Genomic DNA, 16,425 nt, shown 5'->3' on the forward strand with positions numbered 1-16,425 from the left:
ACGCCGGTCGCCGGGCGGCGTGTCCCGCGTCACGCGGGCCGCACGTGCACCACGTCGCCCGCGGAGACCGCGCGCGTCGCGCCGTCGGCGACCACGAGCAGCCGCCCGTCCGGGTCGAGGGCGCCGGCGGTTCCTTCGAGAGAGCTGCCGTCGGGCAACGAGACGCGCACCGCCTGGCCGACGGTCGCACAGCGCGCCGTCACCGCGGCGTGCAGGCCACTGGTGAGGGCGTCCTCCCCCGCGGCGAGCGCGGTCAGCCACCGGTCGAGCCCCGTGAGGTAGGTGACGAGCAGCAGGTCCTCGTCGACGGCGGCGTCCTGCGCTGCGAACGAGGTGGCTGTCGGCACCGGCAGCTGTTCCCGCGACATGCGCGTGTTCACCCCTGCGCCGACCACCACGGCGTCGGCAGTCGCCTCCGCCAGGATCCCGGAGATCTTCGCACCGTCGACCAGCACGTCATTGGGCCACTTCACGGCGACCTCGCAGGCGGGCAGCTGTGCGGCGACCGCATCGGCCAGTGCGAGCCCGGCGGCGAGCGGGATCCAGCCGCGAACAGCCGGATCACGGGGAAGGTCACGGAGGAGCACCGAGACCGCGAGCGCGGTACCGGCGGGCGCGACCCAGGTGCGATCCAGGCGTCCGCGCCCCGCCGTCTGATCCTCCGTGACGAGCACGGACAGGTGCGGCCAGGCCCGCTGATCTGCCGCGGAAGCGCGCAGGTCGGCATTCGTCGAGCCGGTGGCCTCGACGACCACGAGCCGGGAGGCGACTGCGGCGGTGCGCGGCAGATCGAGGCTCATGCGTCCTCGTCCTCGGCTTCCTCGTCGTCGTCGTTCTGATCGTCGCGCACGGTTCCCACCTCGTGGGCGCGCCAGCGATCCCACTCCTGCATGAGCTGTTCGATCGCCCCGTGGAACTTGGCGGTCGCGACTCCAGGGGTGGTGTCGCCGAAGTAGTGCTGCACCCACATGCGCAGCCGCGCGACGGCCGCCTCGTCGGCCCGCACCCGGTCGACCTCGGAGACGATGTCAGTCGCACCCTCGACCGTCAGCCACTCGCAATCGGAGAGGTAGCCGGTGGTGTCGACGGCGGCCTCCGGGTCGACGGGGCGGGTGATCATCAGCGGCTTGCCGGCTGCGAGCCGGTCGTAGACCATCGCGGAGATGTCGACCACCGCGACATCGGCCGCCGAAAGCTGCCACCCCAGCTCGGGACCGTCGTCGTACACGTGCTGCGCGGCGGGATCGGCCGCGTTGGCGGCGGCGATCGCCGCGAGGATCCGGCGGTGCGCGGCACCGTAGGCCTCGTCCACCACACCGCTGCGCGGATGGGGCCGGTAGATCACACGATGACGGCCGCTCGCGAGCAGCGCCGACACGAGCGCCTCGCCGTGCGAGGCGATCGACCCGTAGTGGGCGCTCGGCCGGTCGCCCTCCCACGTCGGCGCGTAGAGCACCACGATCCTGTCGTCGGGTGCGTAGGGCAGCACGCCCGAGTAGTGGTCGGCCTGCGGGCGGCCGATCTCGATCGTGCGACGGTCCACGTCGTAGTCCCACAGCGTGCGCGACAGCCGGTCGCGGGCGGCCTGCCCTGCCACGAACGCCCAGTCGTACGCCTTGTACTGGTTCGTGGTCATGTACATCTTGTCGGACTCGCCGTGGTTGATGAACACGTGCCAGCGGCGACCGTAGCGGAACATCTGGAAGTTCCGGGTGTTCTGGTTGACGTACAGCACGATGCGGATGTCTTGCGTCGCGATGAAACGCTCCAGATCGCGCACCTTCGGCACGAACGCGACGGGAGGCGCATCTTCGTCGAGCAGCTTCTCGGCTCCCGTTGCCTGGCGCGAGAGCACCACGACGGGCCAGCGCTTCGAGAGCTCCGCGAGGGGGCGGTACCACTGGCGCATCTGGTACATGTTGACCGCACCGTCGGCGAAGTACACCGCGATCTGGAAGTGCTCGGGCGGATAGGGTTCCCGTTCGGCGAGCCGACGGCGCACGCGCTGCACGGCAGAGCGGGACTCGAGTGCCCGTCGCAGCAGACGGTAGGCCTTCTTCGCATCAGACAGTGCACCCATCCCTCCAGGATAGTTCGTCGCTCGCGCCCCTCCCGGCGGAGGGACGCGAGCGGTGGACAGCCCTCAGCCAGCGAGGGAGCCGCCGTGACATGATCGACGTGTGCCCCCAGAGAAGACGACCGACCCCGCGACCGGAGTGTCGTTCGTGATGCCGGTGCTCAACGAGCGCGCCTACCTTCGGCACGCGGTCGAGTCCGTCCTCGCGCAGGAGGTCGGGGGTCCGACCGAGCTGGTCCTCGCTCTCGGGCCCTCCTCCGACGGCACGACCGAGCTGGCACGCGGTCTGGCCGCCGCCGACGATCGCATCCGGCTCGTCGAGAACCCCGCCGCCCACATCCCGGTCGGACTCAACGCCGCCATCCGCGCAAGCCGCTACCCCACGATCGTCCGGGTCGACGCGCACTCCGAACTCGCCCCCGGCTACGCGGCCCACGCCCTGCAGACGCTCGCACGCACGGGAGCGGCGAACGTGGGCGGCGTCATGCACGCGGAGGGCCGCACGCCGTTCCAGAAGGCCGTCGCCCGGCTCTACAACTCCCCCGTCGGACTCGGCGGAGGCGCGTACCACGGAGGCCGCACCGAGGGCGAGGCCGAGTCGGCCTACCTCGGGGTGATGCGCCGCGCGGTGCTCGACGAGGTCGGCCTGTTCGACGAGACCATCCGCCGCGGCGAGGACTGGGAGCTCAACCTGCGCATCCGGCAGGCGGGCCACGCGGTCTGGTTCGACCCGGAGCTGTCCGTCACCTACTGGCCGCGCGAGAACTGGCTGCGCCTGGCGCGACAGTTCCGGGCGACCGGGGCGTGGCGTGGGGAGCTCGTCCGGCGGTTCGGCCGCAGCAACGGCCTCCGCTACTTCGCGCCGCCCGCCCTCGTGCTGCTCGTGGTGCTGGCGGTGGTCGTCGGCGTGCTGCAGCTCACGGGCGTGCTCGGCGGGGTGGCGTCGATCCTGGCGTCCGTGCTCGTCTACGGGCCGATCGTCCTGTACGTCCTGCTCGTGGTGGCCGTCGCCTGTGCGCGCGGCGGCGGAGACCTGCGGCAACGGCTGTGGACTCTCGCGGTGCTGCCCACCATGCACCTGTCCTGGGGGCTCGGGTTCCTGACCGGCGTGCTGCGCGGTGCCAGAGACACGGTGGACGCCTCGCGCCTGGGCAGCCGCAACACGCCGCTGCCCTGACCTAGGGGGTGATCAGCGGGTCACGAACCCCAGGTCGAGGATGCGGTCAACGACCCGTCGCGCCGCGTGCCCGTCGTCGCGCGTGTTGAACTGCCGACGCCACGCCGCATAGCGCTCCGCGTACCTCTGCTCGTGCTCGGGATCGTCGAGCGCCGCCACCAGCTCGTCCTGCGTGCGCACCAGCGGACCGGGAGCCCGCTCGGCGAGGTCGAAGTAGAACCCGCGCAGCTGCCCGCGGTAGTGGTCGAGGTCGGGGACCAGGAAGTAGAGCGGCTTGCCGGTCACGCTGAAGTCGAACATCACCGACGAGTAGTCGGTGACGAGGGCGTCGGCGGCGAGCAGCAACTGGGATGTCTCCGGGTAGCCCGTGACATCGATCACACGGGCCCCTGCCCTGTCCCTCCCCTGCTCGAGCGTGCGGGAGTGCCCGCGGACGAGCACCACCGCGTTCGCCTGACGGGCGAGGAGCTCGGGGTCGACGAAGTCGACCATCTCCGCGCGGTCGTCACGCCAGGTGGGCGCGTACAGCAGCACGCGCTCCTCGTCGCCGATGCCGAGCGCCGCACGCACCGCCGCAGGGTCGCCCGTGATCAGCGCGTCGTTGCGGGGGTAGCCGTCGACCCAGATCGGACGACCGAAGAACGCGTAGGCCTTGCGGAGGATGCGCTCGGCGTAGGTGTTCTGCGCCAGCAGCACGTCCCACCGCCGCGATTCCTTCACCACGGCCGCCATGCGGCGCGGGTCGAAGCCGGGGCGGTGCAGGGCGAGCCGCTTGAGCGGGGTGCCGTGCCACGTCTGCAGCACCTTCTGTCCCGGCTTGCGCGCGAACCGTCGGCGCAGCCAGTCGTTCACTATCAGCAGACGTGCGGCACCGCGGGCACGCCACCACTCCGGGCTGCCCTCCACCACCGCGATCGCACCATCGGGCACGGCGACCGACAGATCGACCACGCTCCAGTAGCGCCGCACCTCCGGCGCCCGCTGCGCGAGCTCGCGGTCGATGGCCCGCGGGTTGCAGCCGACGCTGCGGCCGTAGAAGCTCTCGAAGAACACCGCGTTCTCGGTGCCGCCGGCCTGCGACACGTAGCGCTCCTCGAGCGTCGATCGCCCCTCCGGGGTGTCGTACACCGGATCGATCGGCGCCGCGATGCGCACCGTGGCGCCGTCGACCGCGATCCGCACGCCACGCAGCACGACGGGAGCGATGCGGAGTTCCGTCACATCCACGCCCTCGATCGACAGCGCGTACTCGCCCGACGGCAGCGGCAGCTCGGGCCCGCCCCACCGCGACGCCTGCAGCGGGAACGTCGCCTTCCACGTCTTGCCGCCACCGGTCAGGCGGGCGGACACCCGTGCCCGCGGTCCTGCGAGCTCGGCGATACCGGGTCGCTGGCCGGGCCCGGCGATGATCAGCGCCTCCGCCTCGACATCGATGCGGGCCGTCGTCATGCTGCTCCCTTCGGCGCGGGCACACCCCGCGAGCGGATCGCCCGGTAGACGCGACGGGTGTTCTCCCCGTCGCGGAACGCGTGCATCTCCGCGCTGAGCGTAGCGGACCGCGTCGCGGCATCGGCGAAGGCGGCGGGATCCCCCAGGAGCGCGTCGAGCTCTGACAGCAGCGCCTGCCATCCCTCGGCCGCACCGGTCGTGGCGACATCCGCGTAGCGTCCATAGAAGCCGCGGGTGCGGGCGTACTCCTCCGCGTCGGGCGCCAGGAACGCGACCGGCATGCGCAGCAGTCCGACGTCGTACGCCAGCGACGAGTAGTCCGTGACCAGCACGTCGACCGCGGCGAGAGCCGGTGTTACATCGGGGAGCACCGCGCTCGGCAGCATCCGGACCCTGGCGGTCGGCAGGGGCGGCGCGTAGGAGCCGGCGCCCAGGGGGTGCGACCGCACCAGGAGCACAGCATCGTGGCGCTCCAGCAGCCGCACGACCTCGATCCACTCCTGAGCGGTCGGGACGGACGGATCGGGAGCGCCGTCACGCCACGTCGGCGCATACAGCAGCACCCGAGCGGCGGGCGGCAACTCCCCCGCGGCACCGGCCAGCACGGCGCGCGCCGCCGCGCGGCGTTCCGTCTCGGTGCCGGCCGAGAGCACGTCCACCCGCGGCTCGCCGGTCACCACGACCCGGTCGTCGCCCAGTCCGAATGCCGACTCCAGGCGCCCGCGGGCCCGGTCGGACGCCGCGGGCAGCACACGGATGCGCTGCGCCGTTGCGCGGTAGAGCACCCCGATGAGGCGCCGCAGCAGCGGGGCACCCGGAACCGGCGGAACCTGTGTCGTCGCGGGCGAGTCGAGCCCGATGCGCTTGAGCGGGATGCCGTGCCACAGCTGCACCACGAACGCACCGCCGTTCGCGTACCGGTTCACATCACCGAGTCCGTGCGTGACCACGACGACTCCGGCCCGCGCGGTCGCCCACCAGCCGCGCAGCCCCGAGCGGGGAACGGTGCGGATGCCCAGCGCAGCGGCGTCGCGCGCCTCGCGGTCGTCGGCCGTGAGCCAGAGCGTGTCGTGACCGAGAGCGGCGGCGTGACGCTGGAGCGCAAGAGCTCCGTCGCCGATCCCGGCGCCGCAGCCGAAGACCCAGCGCCGGCCCCGGGGGACGAGCAGTGTGCCGAGGCGTCCGAGGGCGTACAGCGGGATGCGGAGCAGCTTGGCCGCATTGCCGGTGCCGAAAGAGAAGGACGCCACCCCGCGAGCCTATCGCGCGAGGTGGCGTCCCTCCGTCCGGAGCAGGGTGCCTCAGCCGGCGAGCGTCCCGAGCGTCAGGTCGACGTCGTACTCCTTGCCGCCGCGCACGTAGGTGACGGTGGCTTTGCTGCCCGCAGCCGCCGCGCGCACCTGCGCGGTGAGGTCGGTTGCGCCCGTGATGGGGACGCCGTTGAACTCGGTGACCACGTCATCGGCCTTCAGACCGGCGTCCGCCGCGGCGCCCCCGGGCGTGACGTCGGCGATGTACGCCCCGGACACCGTGGCTCCCTCAACACCCGAGGCGTCGCGGACCGAGGCGCCGAGCAGCCCGTGCGTGGCGGCACCGTCGGCGATGATCTCCTCGGACACGCGCTTGGCGATGTTCGAGGGGATCGCGAAGCCGATGCCGATCGATCCCGAGTCCTCGGAGTTGCCCGAGCTGGCGATCGCGACGTTGATCCCGATCAGCTCGCCCTTGCTGTTGACGAGCGCACCGCCGGAGTTGCCGTGGTTGATCGCGGCGTCCGTCTGGATCACGGCCACCGAGATGGAGTCCGTCATCTGCTGGCCGCCGCTGCCCGGGATGTCGAACTGGAACGGGCCCTGGCCCTCCTGTGGCGACTGCTGCTCCGGCGCATCCTCGGACGAGGAGTCCGGCAGCGCCGACGAGGCGATCTGGATGCTGCGGTTCAGCGCGCTCACGATACCGGTCGTGACCGAGTTCGCCAGGCCGAGCGGGGCGCCGAGCGCGACCGCGGTGTCTCCGACGTTGAGCTTCGACGAGTCGGCGAACTCGATCGGGGTGAGGTCCTTCGCGTCGGTGAGCTTGATGACCGCGAGGTCGTAGATCGGGTCGGTGCCCACGACCGTGGCGTCGTAGATGCGGCCGTCCGATGCGGTCACCCGGATGGTCGGGTCGGCCACGGCACCGCCGAGCGTCACGACGTGCGTGTTGGTGAGCACGTAGCCGTCCTTGCTGATGATCACGCCGGAGCCGCTGCCGGCCTCCTGCGATCCCGCGACCTCGATCGTGACGACGGAGGGGAGGGCGGCGGTGGCGACGGCCGTGGTCTCGTTGACCGATCCGGGGTTGTTCACGGTGACGGTCTGCGGGCCCTGCGCGGTGCCGGACGACGGGCGATCCTGCAAGCCCGTGAGAAGCGCACCGCCGCCGAACCCGGCGACACCTCCCACGAGGGCGGCCGCCACGACGAACGCGGCGATGCGCGTTCCTCCGCGGGACTTCTCCTTCGTCGCCGCGGGGGCGTTGCCGTCGGACGGCGCGTGGGCGCCGGAGGGCGCGGTGGCGGGGACGCCGAATGCGGCGCCCGGAGCGTTCGGGGTCGAGCCCGGCGCGGCGAGGCCGTGCGGAACCGGCGCGACGATCGGGGCGACCGGGGCGTGCGACGCGAACGTCGACGGCACCTCGTGTCCCTGCGCGGGCGCGGGCCCCGACGTGTGGTTCGCGTTCGGTGCGGTCGGGCCGGCGGCGGTCGAGTGGCCGTCGCCGGACGGGATCGGCGGGACGGGCGGGGTGGGCACGGCATCGCTCGACGCGGGTGCGGTGTGGTCCTGGGGGTTGTCTTCGTTCATGGTGTCTGCTCCTTCGACGCCCCTTCAGGATGGCGCGTGTGCCTGTGCGTTTCGTATGTCGAGCGTGAGTTTCGGCTATGGCCTTAGCCTGTTCTTCATGAGTGTCATACCCGGCGCATGGCAGCGCACGGCGGCCGGTGCGGGCCTGCTGTCCGCAGACGGGACCGTCGCGCCCACCATCTTCGCAGAGATGTCCGCCGCGGCGGCCAGAACCGGCGCGATCAACCTCGGCCAGGGCTTCCCCGACGAGGACGGGCCGGCGGAGGTGCTCGAGGCAGCGAGGGCAGCGATCGCCTCCGGCGCCAATCAGTACCCGCCGGGACGAGGCGTCCCCGACCTGCTCACCGCGATCTCCGAGCACCAGCGGCGGTTCTACGGTCTCGAGGTCGACCCGGACACCGAGGTCATCGTCACAGCCGGCGCGACCGAGGCGCTCACCGCGACGCTCTTGGCACTGATCGACGGCCCCGACGACGAGGTCGTGGTGTTCGAGCCGTACTACGACTCCTACGCCGCAGCGGTCGCCCTGGCCGGGGCCCGGCTGCGGACCGTCCCCCTGCGCGCGCCGGACTTCCAGCCCGATCTCGCACAGCTCGCCGCGACCGTCACCGACCGCACGCGCCTCATCCTCGTCAACGACCCCCACAATCCGACCGGAGCGGTGTTCGGCCCCGCGGTGCTGGCCGAGATCGTCCGGCTGGCTGAGCTCCACGACGCCGTCATCGTCACCGACGAGGTGTACGAGCATCTGACCTTCGACGGCCCGCACACGCCGATCGCGACCCTGCCCGGCGCGGCCGAGCGCACGCTGACCATCTCGTCCGCGGGCAAGACCTTCTCGGCCACGGGATGGAAGATCGGCTGGGTGCACGGACCTGCGGCGCTCATCACCGCCGTCCTGACCGTGAAGCAATACCTCACGTATGTGAACGGCTCACCGTTCCAGCCGGCTGTGGCACGGGGACTCCGCCTCGACGACGCGTTCTTCCGCGACGCCACCACCACGCTGGCCCACAAGCACGAGATCCTCGGGGACGGCCTGCGCGCCGCGGGCTTCGTGGTGCACGCGCCCCGGGGCGGCTACTTCACGGTGGCCGACGCCAGCGCACTCGGCGGGTCGGATGCCGCGGCGTTCTGCCGCACCCTCCCGGAGCGGGCGGGCGTCGTCGCGATTCCTCTCACGGCCTTCGTGTCGGCCGAGCATCGGGCCGACTACGCCGGACTCGTGCGTTTCGCCGCCTGCAAACGCACCGAGGTGCTCGAGGAGGCCGCCCGCCGCCTCGCCTCCGCCTGACGCGGGTCCTCAGCGCGGCACGACGTCGTAGCGGCGCAGGCGCAGCGCCGGGTTCACCTGCCGCACCCGCTCGACGGCCGAGCGCTCCATCACGCCGACCGCCATGCCGGGCGCGCTGCCCACTCCGGCCAGGACGACCCCCTGCGGATCCACGATCTGCGAATGCCCGACTCCGATCGGTGCCGGGTGATCGGCCGCCACCGCATAGACCGTGTTCTCGATCGCGCGTGCCGCGAGCAGCGTCGTCCAGTGATGCTCCTTGAGCGGACCGCGCACCCACTCCGCCGGGACGACCAGTGCGTCGACGCCCGCGACCGCCAGGAGCCGGGCGACCTCGGGGAACCGGAGGTCGTAACAGGTGAGCAGCCCGAAGCGCAGCCCAGCGACCTCGAACACCGCGGGCTCCGTCAGCTCGCCGGCCTCGATCCAGTCGGACTCGGTCTGACCGAAGGCGTCGTACAGGTGCTGCTTCCGGTAGACCGCGAGCACGCCGCTCCCGTCCACGGCCACGACGGCGTTGCGCACGTGCCCCTCGGTGGACGCCCGCTCCACGAGCCCGGCGACGATCACGACCGCGTACTCCCCCGCGAGAGCGGTGAGCGTGGACACAAAGTCGCCGTCGAGTGTCTCCGCGTGCGTGGCGAGACTCTCGTCGAGCGGGTCGACGAAGTAGCTCGCGTACTCGGGGAACACGACGAGCTTCGCGCCACGCGCCGCCGCCTCGGCGGTGAGCGCCGCGATCGTGTCGCGGTTGTCCTCGCGGGAGGCGGTCGGGGCGAACTGGCACACGGCGACGGCGACGGCGGTCTCGGACATGGCCCCATCCTCTCGCACCCCCGGGACTCCCGCGCTCGATTCGACGACCCTCGGAATCCGTGATAAGTTACTTCTTGTGCCGCGGGGTGGAGCAGTTCGGTAGCTCGCCGGGCTCATAACCCGGAGGTCGCAGGTTCAAATCCTGTCCCCGCAACAAGAGAAGGCCCCTGATCAGGAGAAATCCGATCAGGGGCCTTCGCCTTTCCCTGCGCGCGCTGGCCCCGCCCGCCCTCTGTCCGTCCGGCGGATACGCGAATGGGCGCCCCCGCAGGGACGCCCATTCGTCTCAGCCTCGCAGGATCACTGCCCCGCGGCGCCCTCCAGCTCCAGGAGCTTCTCGACGGCCGCCGTGAGGCGCTTGTCGGCCTCACCGAACTTCTCGAGGTCACCCTCGGCCAGCGCGGCCTGCCGGTCGAGCAGGGCCTGCTGCGCGGCAGCCAGCGCGTCGGCCTGGGCGTCCGTCGGCGCGGTCGGCTCGGTCGGGGTCTCCCCCGTGTCCGGATCCGTCGTGCCCGGATCGGTGCCCGGATCCGTCGGCTCGACCTCGTCATCACCGCCGGTGGCGCCGGAGTCCCCGCCGAACAGCGTGTCGAGCGCCTCGGTGAGCGTGTTCTCGAAAGCGACCCGGTCGCCGAACGCGACCAGCACCTTCTGCAGACGCGGCAGCTGCGTGCCCTCCGACGACTGCACGTACACCGGCTGCACGTAGAGCAGACCGCCGCCGACGGGCAGCGTGAGCAGGTTGCCGTAGATCACCTCGGACTCCCCCTGCTGGAGGAGGTTCAGTTGGGGCACCACGGCGGTGTCCGAGTTGTAGGTGTTCTGCACCTGACCGGGGCCGGGCACCGTGGTGTCGGTGTCGATCTCGAGCATGCGCAACTGCCCGTACCCGTCGGCCTTCACGCCCTTCTCCGACCCGGCGTCCGAGTCCACCGCGAGGTAGCCCATCAGCACGTCTCGGCTGCCTCCCGCGCCCTGCGACGCCGGGATGAAGGTCGAGAACATCGAGAACCGGGGCTGGTCCTGACCGGGCATCTGCATCGTCAGGTAGTACGGCGGCTGCAGCATCGCCTCGCTGCGCGGGTCGTTCGGCGTCTGCCAGCGGTTGTCCTGCTGCGCGAACGAGCCGGCCTTGTCGACGTGGTAGATGCCGAGGATGTCGCGCTGCACCTTGAACAGGTCGGTCGGGTAGCGCACGTGGCTCATGAGCTCGCCCGACATGTCGCTGATCGGCTTGAGCGTCGACGGGTACACCTTCTGCCACGTCTGCAGCACCGGGTCCTCCTCGTCCCACGCGTAGAGCGTGACCGAGCCGTCGTAGGCGTCGACGGTGGCCTTGACCGAGTTGCGGATGTAGTTGATGTCGTCGATCGCGAGCGAGGGCGAGGTGACGTTCGAGTCGGCGATCGCGTCGGACAGGCTCACGCTCGTCGAGTACGGGTACGTGGAGCTGGTGGTGTAGCCGTCCACGATCCAGACGATGCGACCGTCCACGACGCTCGGGTACGGGTCGCTGTCGAGCTCGAGGTACGGAGCGACCTTCTGCACGCGCGTCTTCGGGTCGCGGTCGTACAGGATCTGCGACTCGTCGTTCACCAGGTTCGAGAACAGGATCTGCTCCGACTGGAACTTCAGCGCGTAGAGCAGCTTCGTGAACGTGTCGCCGATCTTCGGACCGCCGTCGCCGTCGAAGGTCGTCTTCGTCTCGCTCGAGCCGTCCTTGCCGCGCGGGTAATCGATCTCCGCCGGCTCGGAGCCCTCCGGGGCGCCGACGATGGAGTACTCCGGGGAGTTCTCGCCGAAGTAGACGCGCGGCTCGAAGTTCTCGCGGTCGGTCAGGAAGCCCGAGCTCGGGATGCCGCGCTCGAGGAACACCGGCTCACCGTCGCTCGTGCGCTGGTTGCCCGCCGCGGCCACGAGGCCGTAACCGTGGGTGTAGACCGCGACGCGGTTGTTCCAGTTGTCGCCGTCGCCGAGGCCCGACATGTCGAGGTCGCGCACCGAGACCACCGTGTCCTGCATGACGCCGTCGATCTCATAGCGGTCGACGTCCATCGTGGTCTGGAACTGGTAGTAGCCGCGGTACTGCTCGAGCTGACGCACGGTCGGCGGGATGACCTTCGGGTCCATGATGCGGATCGACGCCGTGGTCTCGGCGTCGGCCCGCAGCTGGCCGGCCGCCGCATCGGTCTCGGCCTCGAAGGCGGTGGTCTCGAGGTTCGCGACCCCGTAGGCCTCCTTCGTGCCGTCGATGTTCCGCTGGTAGTACTCCGCCTGGTACGCGTTCTGGTTCGGCTTCACCTGGAAGGTGGTGACCACCCAGGGGTAGCCGACGCCCACGACCAGCGAGGCCACGATGAGCAGCGCCGTCGCGGCGAGCGGGAACCGCCAGCGCCCGATGACGGCCGTGACGAAGAAGAGGATCGCGACCACGGCGGCGATGATCGCGAGGATCGCCAGGCCGGGGATCGTCGCGTTCACACCGGTGTACGCGGCACCCGTGATGCGGTCGTCCGGCGTGACGAGGGTCTTGAAGCGGTCGAGCCAGAGGCTCGCGGCCTGCACCAGGAGATAGAGACCGGCGATCACGGCGAGCTGGATGCGCGCCGGCTTGGAGATGCGCAGCTCGCCCTGGCCGATGCGCACGGAGCCGTACAGGTACGACACGAGCGCGGTGACCAGCAAGCACAGCAGCAGCACGGCCGACACGAACGCGAGCAGGATCGAGTAGAACGGCATCGCGAACATGTAGAAGCCCGTGTCGACGCCGAACTGCGGGTCGACCGTGTCGGTGGCGACACCGTTCGCCCAGAGCCACACCGTCTTCCAGTTGCCCGCCGCCGCGAAGCCCGCGAACAGTCCGAAGAAGATGGGCATGCCCCACATGGCCAGGCGGCGCAGCGGCTCGATGACCTCCTGATAGCGGTCGAGCTGCGAGCTCAGACGCACGTAGACCGGGCGCAGACGGTAGGCCAGCTGGATGACGACGAACAGCGGGACCGCCATGCCGAGGAAGCCGACGACGAACATCACCGCCGTCGCGATCCACTGCGTGGTCAGCACGCCGGTGAACCCGACCTGGTCGAACCAGAGGAATTCGGTGTAGAGCGAAGCGAAGACGAAGAACGCCGCGATCAGCGCGGCGATGATCACCAGCGAGATGCCGAGGATTCGTCGAGAGGTTCGTGGCGTGGCCGGGTTCGGGGCTGAGGTCGAGGTCACCCCTCCATCCTAGGCACGGGCGGCTGTGCGCAGGCTGTCACGCCGGTCACGGCGACGTCACGGCGCGGAAGGCCACCCGGCTCAGGTGGCCGGGATCTCGCACGTCGGGAGTCCGCTCGTGTCCCCGCCGTCCGCGATGACGTCCAACGCCGCCAGCGACTCCTCCAGCGTCGCCGTCCGGATCACCTGCAGGCCATCGGGCACGTGCCCGACCACCTCGTCGCAGTTCGACGCCGGAGCCAGGAAGTAGTCGGCACCCGCGTCGCGCGCACCGTAGAGCTTCTGCCGGATGCCGCCGATGGGGCCGACGTCGCCCTCCGCGTCGATCGTGCCCGTTCCCGCGACGTCCTTGCCGCCGTTGAGCTCGCCGGGCGTGAGCGTGTCGATGATGCCCAGCGCGAACATCATGCCGGCGCTCGGGCCGCCCACGTTGTCGAGCTGGATGGTCACGTCGATCTCGAAGTCGTAGTCGGTGCGCAGGGTGATGCCGACCAGCCAGGTCGTGGTCCCGCCCTCCTCGTGCTTCTCGGGCGTCACCTCCACCACCTGCTCCGCGCCATCGCGCTGCACGGTGAGGGCGACGGGGTCGCCACCCGCATCCTGGATCGCCTCGCGCAACCGGGTGGCCGAGGTGACGGGCGTGCCGTCGACCGCGGTGATCACATCGTCGGGTTCCAGCAGTCCGTTGGCCGGCGAGTCCTCGACCGCGTCCACGACGACCACCTGCGCGCCGGTGTCGTAGCCGAGCTCGTTGAGCGCTGCAGCCGTGGCCTCATGCTGCGAGTCGACCATGAGCGTCGCGTTGCGCTCGTCGCGCTGCTCCGTGGTCACCCCCTCCGGGAACACGGAGTCGAGCGGGACGACCGCCCGCGAGGAGTCGAGCCAGGCCAGCGCGAGCTCGAACCAGCTGGGCGTGCGCTCGCGGTTGCCGACCACCTGCACCGTCGTGAGGTCGAGCGTGCCACCCGTCTCGTACGTCTCCGCACCCTCCACGCTGATCAGCGGCACCTGCTCGCCGTCGGCGTTCTTGGCGGTGCCGAGGGTGTCGTACACGGGACCGGGACGCTGGATCACGTACGGCGACGGCAGGAAGGTGAGCACCGCCAGGGCGGCGAGCGCGACGATCAGCGCCCAGACACCGAGTCCGAGCTTTCCTGCGCGCGGTCGTTCCACAGCATTCCTCCGTCGTTCGCGAGCGGCGTACAGCGATCTGCCCGCACCGGGGTCACGCACTGAAACCTGTGACTAGCGTAGATGCCACGGCTACAGACGTGCTGAGAGGGCGAGCGACATGGCAGACAACGACCCGAACCCGGAGGACTTCCAGGAGTTCCTGCGCCGGATGCTCTCGAATCAGGGCGGCGGCGACATCGACCCGGAAGCGCTGCGGGACGCCTTCCAGGGCATGGACGGGTTCACGCTCGACCCCGCGATGATGCAGACGATCATGGCGCAGCTCCAGGGGGCGTTCGGCGGCGACCCGTGGGAGAACGCCCTGCGGCAGGCGCTGCACATCGCCAACCGCGAGGGCCAGGGCATCTCCGACGGCTCGCGCACCTCGATCGCGGACTCCTTCGCGCTCGCCACCCTCTGGCTCGGCGAGGCGACCACGATCTCCGAGCTCGCCGAGGCGCCCACCGCCATGACCCGCGGCGAGTGGGTCGAGAAGACGTTGCCGGTGTGGAAGGAAATCGCCGGCCCCGTGTCGACCAGCATCGCCGACGCGCTGACCTCGGCCCTGGACACGCAGGTGCCGGAGGAGATGCGCGGCGTGGTGCAGGGCGCGGGGCGGCTGATGCGCGGACTCGGCGGCTCGGTGTTCGCCGCGCAGTTCGGTCAGGTGCTGGGCAACCTGTCGCTCGAGGTCGTTTCGGGCGGTGACGTGGGGATCCCGGTGCTCCCCGCCGGCACCGCGGCCGTGATCCCGCAGAACCTGACCGCGTTCGGCGAGGGCCTGGAGATCCCGGAGGACCAGATCGCGCTGTACCTCGCGACGAGGGAGCTGGCGTACGCCCGGCTGTACCGGCACGCCAAGTGGCTGCACCTGCACGTGATGGCGCAGATCACCGACTTCGCCCGCGGCGTGACGGTGGACGTCGACGCCCTGGAGGACGTGGCGAGCCGGCTCGACCCCTCCGACCCGGAGGAGCTGCGCGCCGCGATCGAGGGCGGCGCGCTGCTGCCCACCCAGACCGAGGCCCAGCGCGAGGCGCTCGCGCGGCTGGAGAACCTCATCGCGACGATCGACGGATGGGTCGACGTGGTCACCGCGCAGGCGACCTCTCGACTGCCGGACGGCGCGCGGATCGCGGAGGCCGCGCGACGTCGCCGCGCGGTCGGCGGCCCGGCGGAGGACGCCCTCGGCGCCCTGGTCGGGCTGAAGCTCCGCCCCCGGCGGATGAGGGAGGCCTCGGCGATGTGGCAGGCCGTGACCGACGCGGTCGGCGTGGCCGCGCGCGACTCCCTGTGGGACTACCCCGACCTCATGCCGAGCGCCGAGGACATCGACGACCCCACGGCTCTCATCGCGCGGCTCCAGGCCGCCGAGCGCGGCGAGCAGCCCGTGGCCGACGAGTTCGATGAGGCGCTCGCCCGTCTGCTCGACGGCGACGACTTCTCCGGCGAGGAGGAGGGGCGCGACTCGACCTCCGCCGACGGCACGGAGGAGCGCGACGACCGCGATCAGGACGGCGATGCGGCACCGGAGGGCGACCGCCCGGTCTGAGCCCGACCGCCGTGGCGCGACCGTCGCGGCACTCCTCCTCCCCGAGCGCGGGCACCCGCCCGAGTTGTCCACCGATGCGCACGCGTGCTCTCCGCGCACGGACGGTCCGCACGAGAATCGGACGGATGCCACTCACCCCGCCCACCCTCACCCGCCTCGACCCGGCGCGACCGCTGCTGTGGCGCGACGCCACCACGCTGCAACTCGGCGACGACGGGACCCTCCGCCTTCCCGCGGAGCAGTCCTGGGTGGAGCCGCTCCTCAGCCGTATGCGCCGCGGATTCCGGCGCAGCGCGTTCGACGTGATCGCCCATGCGGCGGGCGCCCCCTGGGACGACGCCCGCCGTCTGCTCGCCCTCGTCGACCCCGCACTCACCGACGACCCCTCCCCCCTCCGGGCCGCCTGGACCAGCAGCCTCGGTCTCACGGATCCGCGGGCCGAAGGACGACTGCGGGAGGCCCTGGCCGACGAAGGCGTTCCGGCGGGCGCTCCGGATCAGGCGGATGCCGTCGCGGTCGTGCTGGTACCGGGAGCGGCAGCGGCCGTGCAGTTCGCCGTGCACCTGCGCGAGGACCGCCCGCACCTGCCCCTGGCCTTCGAGCCGGGACGCGTGACCGTGGGCCCGCTGGTGATTCCTGGCGAGACGCCGTGTCTCAGCTGCCGCGACATCGAGGACACCGAGCGCGACCCCGCGTGGCCCCTCGTGCACAGTCAGTTGATCGGGCGCGACCCCGGGCGCATCCCCGCGTCGCGAGTCGGCGAAGCCGCTCGACTCACGGCCGTCCTGCTCGCCTCGTCCGACCCCGCCCGGCTCGTGCGGG

The 16,425-nt window shown here is 71.3% G+C and carries 11 protein-coding genes and 1 tRNA gene; 4 read left to right on the forward strand and 8 right to left on the reverse strand.

Features of this window, described 5'->3' with window-relative positions:
- Positions 1–29: 29 nt before the first annotated feature.
- Together DW297_RS04890 and DW297_RS04895 are read right to left on the reverse strand one after the other, a co-directional pair.
- Positions 30–800, reverse strand: a complete 771-nt coding sequence (locus DW297_RS04890; protein ID WP_136029944.1) for a biotin--[acetyl-CoA-carboxylase] ligase — start codon at positions 798–800, stop codon at positions 30–32.
- Entirely contained in the window at positions 797–2,080 is a 1,284-nt protein-coding gene (locus DW297_RS04895) for a CDP-glycerol glycerophosphotransferase family protein (protein ID WP_136029946.1), read from the reverse strand. Before DW297_RS04895 ends, DW297_RS04890 begins: the two co-directional genes overlap by 4 nt.
- 148 nt (positions 2,081–2,228) lie before the next feature.
- On the opposite strand from DW297_RS04895, the gene DW297_RS04900 reads away from it, so the two are divergent.
- Entirely contained in the window at positions 2,229–3,254 is a 1,026-nt protein-coding gene (locus DW297_RS04900; protein WP_136030000.1) for a glycosyltransferase family 2 protein, read from the forward strand.
- Positions 3,255–3,266: 12 nt separating this feature from the next.
- On the opposite strand, the gene DW297_RS04905 is transcribed toward DW297_RS04900, so the two are convergent.
- From DW297_RS04905 to DW297_RS04915, 3 genes are read right to left on the reverse strand one after another with little or no spacing between them, the layout of a single operon-like run.
- A complete protein-coding gene (locus DW297_RS04905; protein ID WP_136029948.1) occupies positions 3,267–4,703 on the reverse strand; it encodes a CDP-glycerol glycerophosphotransferase family protein in 1,437 nt (478 codons plus the stop codon).
- Positions 4,700–5,953 carry a CDP-glycerol glycerophosphotransferase family protein gene (locus DW297_RS04910; RefSeq protein WP_136029950.1) on the reverse strand — a complete coding sequence of 418 codons (1,254 nt, stop codon included), beginning with the start codon at positions 5,951–5,953 and terminating at the stop codon, positions 4,700–4,702. Before DW297_RS04910 ends, DW297_RS04905 begins: the two co-directional genes overlap by 4 nt.
- Before the next feature lie 51 nt (positions 5,954–6,004).
- A complete protein-coding gene (locus DW297_RS04915; RefSeq protein ID WP_136029952.1) occupies positions 6,005–7,546 on the reverse strand; it encodes a S1C family serine protease in 1,542 nt (513 codons plus the stop codon).
- Between the two features lie 97 nt (positions 7,547–7,643).
- On the opposite strand from DW297_RS04915, the gene DW297_RS04920 reads away from it, so the two are divergent.
- Complete coding sequence (locus DW297_RS04920; protein ID WP_136029955.1) at positions 7,644–8,840, forward strand: aminotransferase class I/II-fold pyridoxal phosphate-dependent enzyme; 1,197 nt, start codon at positions 7,644–7,646, stop codon at positions 8,838–8,840.
- Between the two features lie 9 nt (positions 8,841–8,849).
- On the opposite strand, the gene DW297_RS04925 is transcribed toward DW297_RS04920, so the two are convergent.
- Positions 8,850–9,656 (reverse strand): carbon-nitrogen hydrolase family protein, encoded by an 807-nt coding sequence (locus tag DW297_RS04925; RefSeq protein ID WP_136029957.1) that lies wholly within the window; start codon positions 9,654–9,656, stop codon positions 8,850–8,852.
- An 80-nt stretch (positions 9,657–9,736) separates the two neighbouring features.
- Here DW297_RS04925 and DW297_RS04930 point away from each other — a divergent pair.
- Positions 9,737–9,810: transfer RNA gene (locus tag DW297_RS04930), tRNA-Met, on the forward strand.
- 146 nt (positions 9,811–9,956) lie between these two features.
- Here the strand turns inward: DW297_RS04930 and DW297_RS04935 are convergent.
- On the reverse strand, positions 9,957–12,878 hold the full coding sequence (locus DW297_RS04935) for a UPF0182 family membrane protein (protein ID WP_136029959.1): 2,922 nt from the start codon (positions 12,876–12,878) through the stop codon (positions 9,957–9,959).
- Between the two features lie 81 nt (positions 12,879–12,959).
- Entirely contained in the window at positions 12,960–14,051 is a 1,092-nt protein-coding gene (locus DW297_RS04940) for a YlbL family protein (protein ID WP_136029961.1), read from the reverse strand.
- A gap of 118 nt (positions 14,052–14,169) precedes the next feature.
- Between DW297_RS04940 and DW297_RS04945 the strand changes: the two genes are divergently transcribed.
- The gene (locus DW297_RS04945) at positions 14,170–15,603 is read left to right on the forward strand and encodes a zinc-dependent metalloprotease (RefSeq protein ID WP_136029963.1); all 1,434 of its coding nucleotides are present in this window, start codon (positions 14,170–14,172) and stop codon (positions 15,601–15,603) included.
- Positions 15,604–16,425: the final 822 nt, after the last annotated feature.

It is taken from the genome of Microbacterium sp. PF5, assembly GCF_004794315.1.
Classification (GTDB): Bacteria; Actinomycetota; Actinomycetes; order Actinomycetales; family Microbacteriaceae; genus Microbacterium; species Microbacterium sufflavum.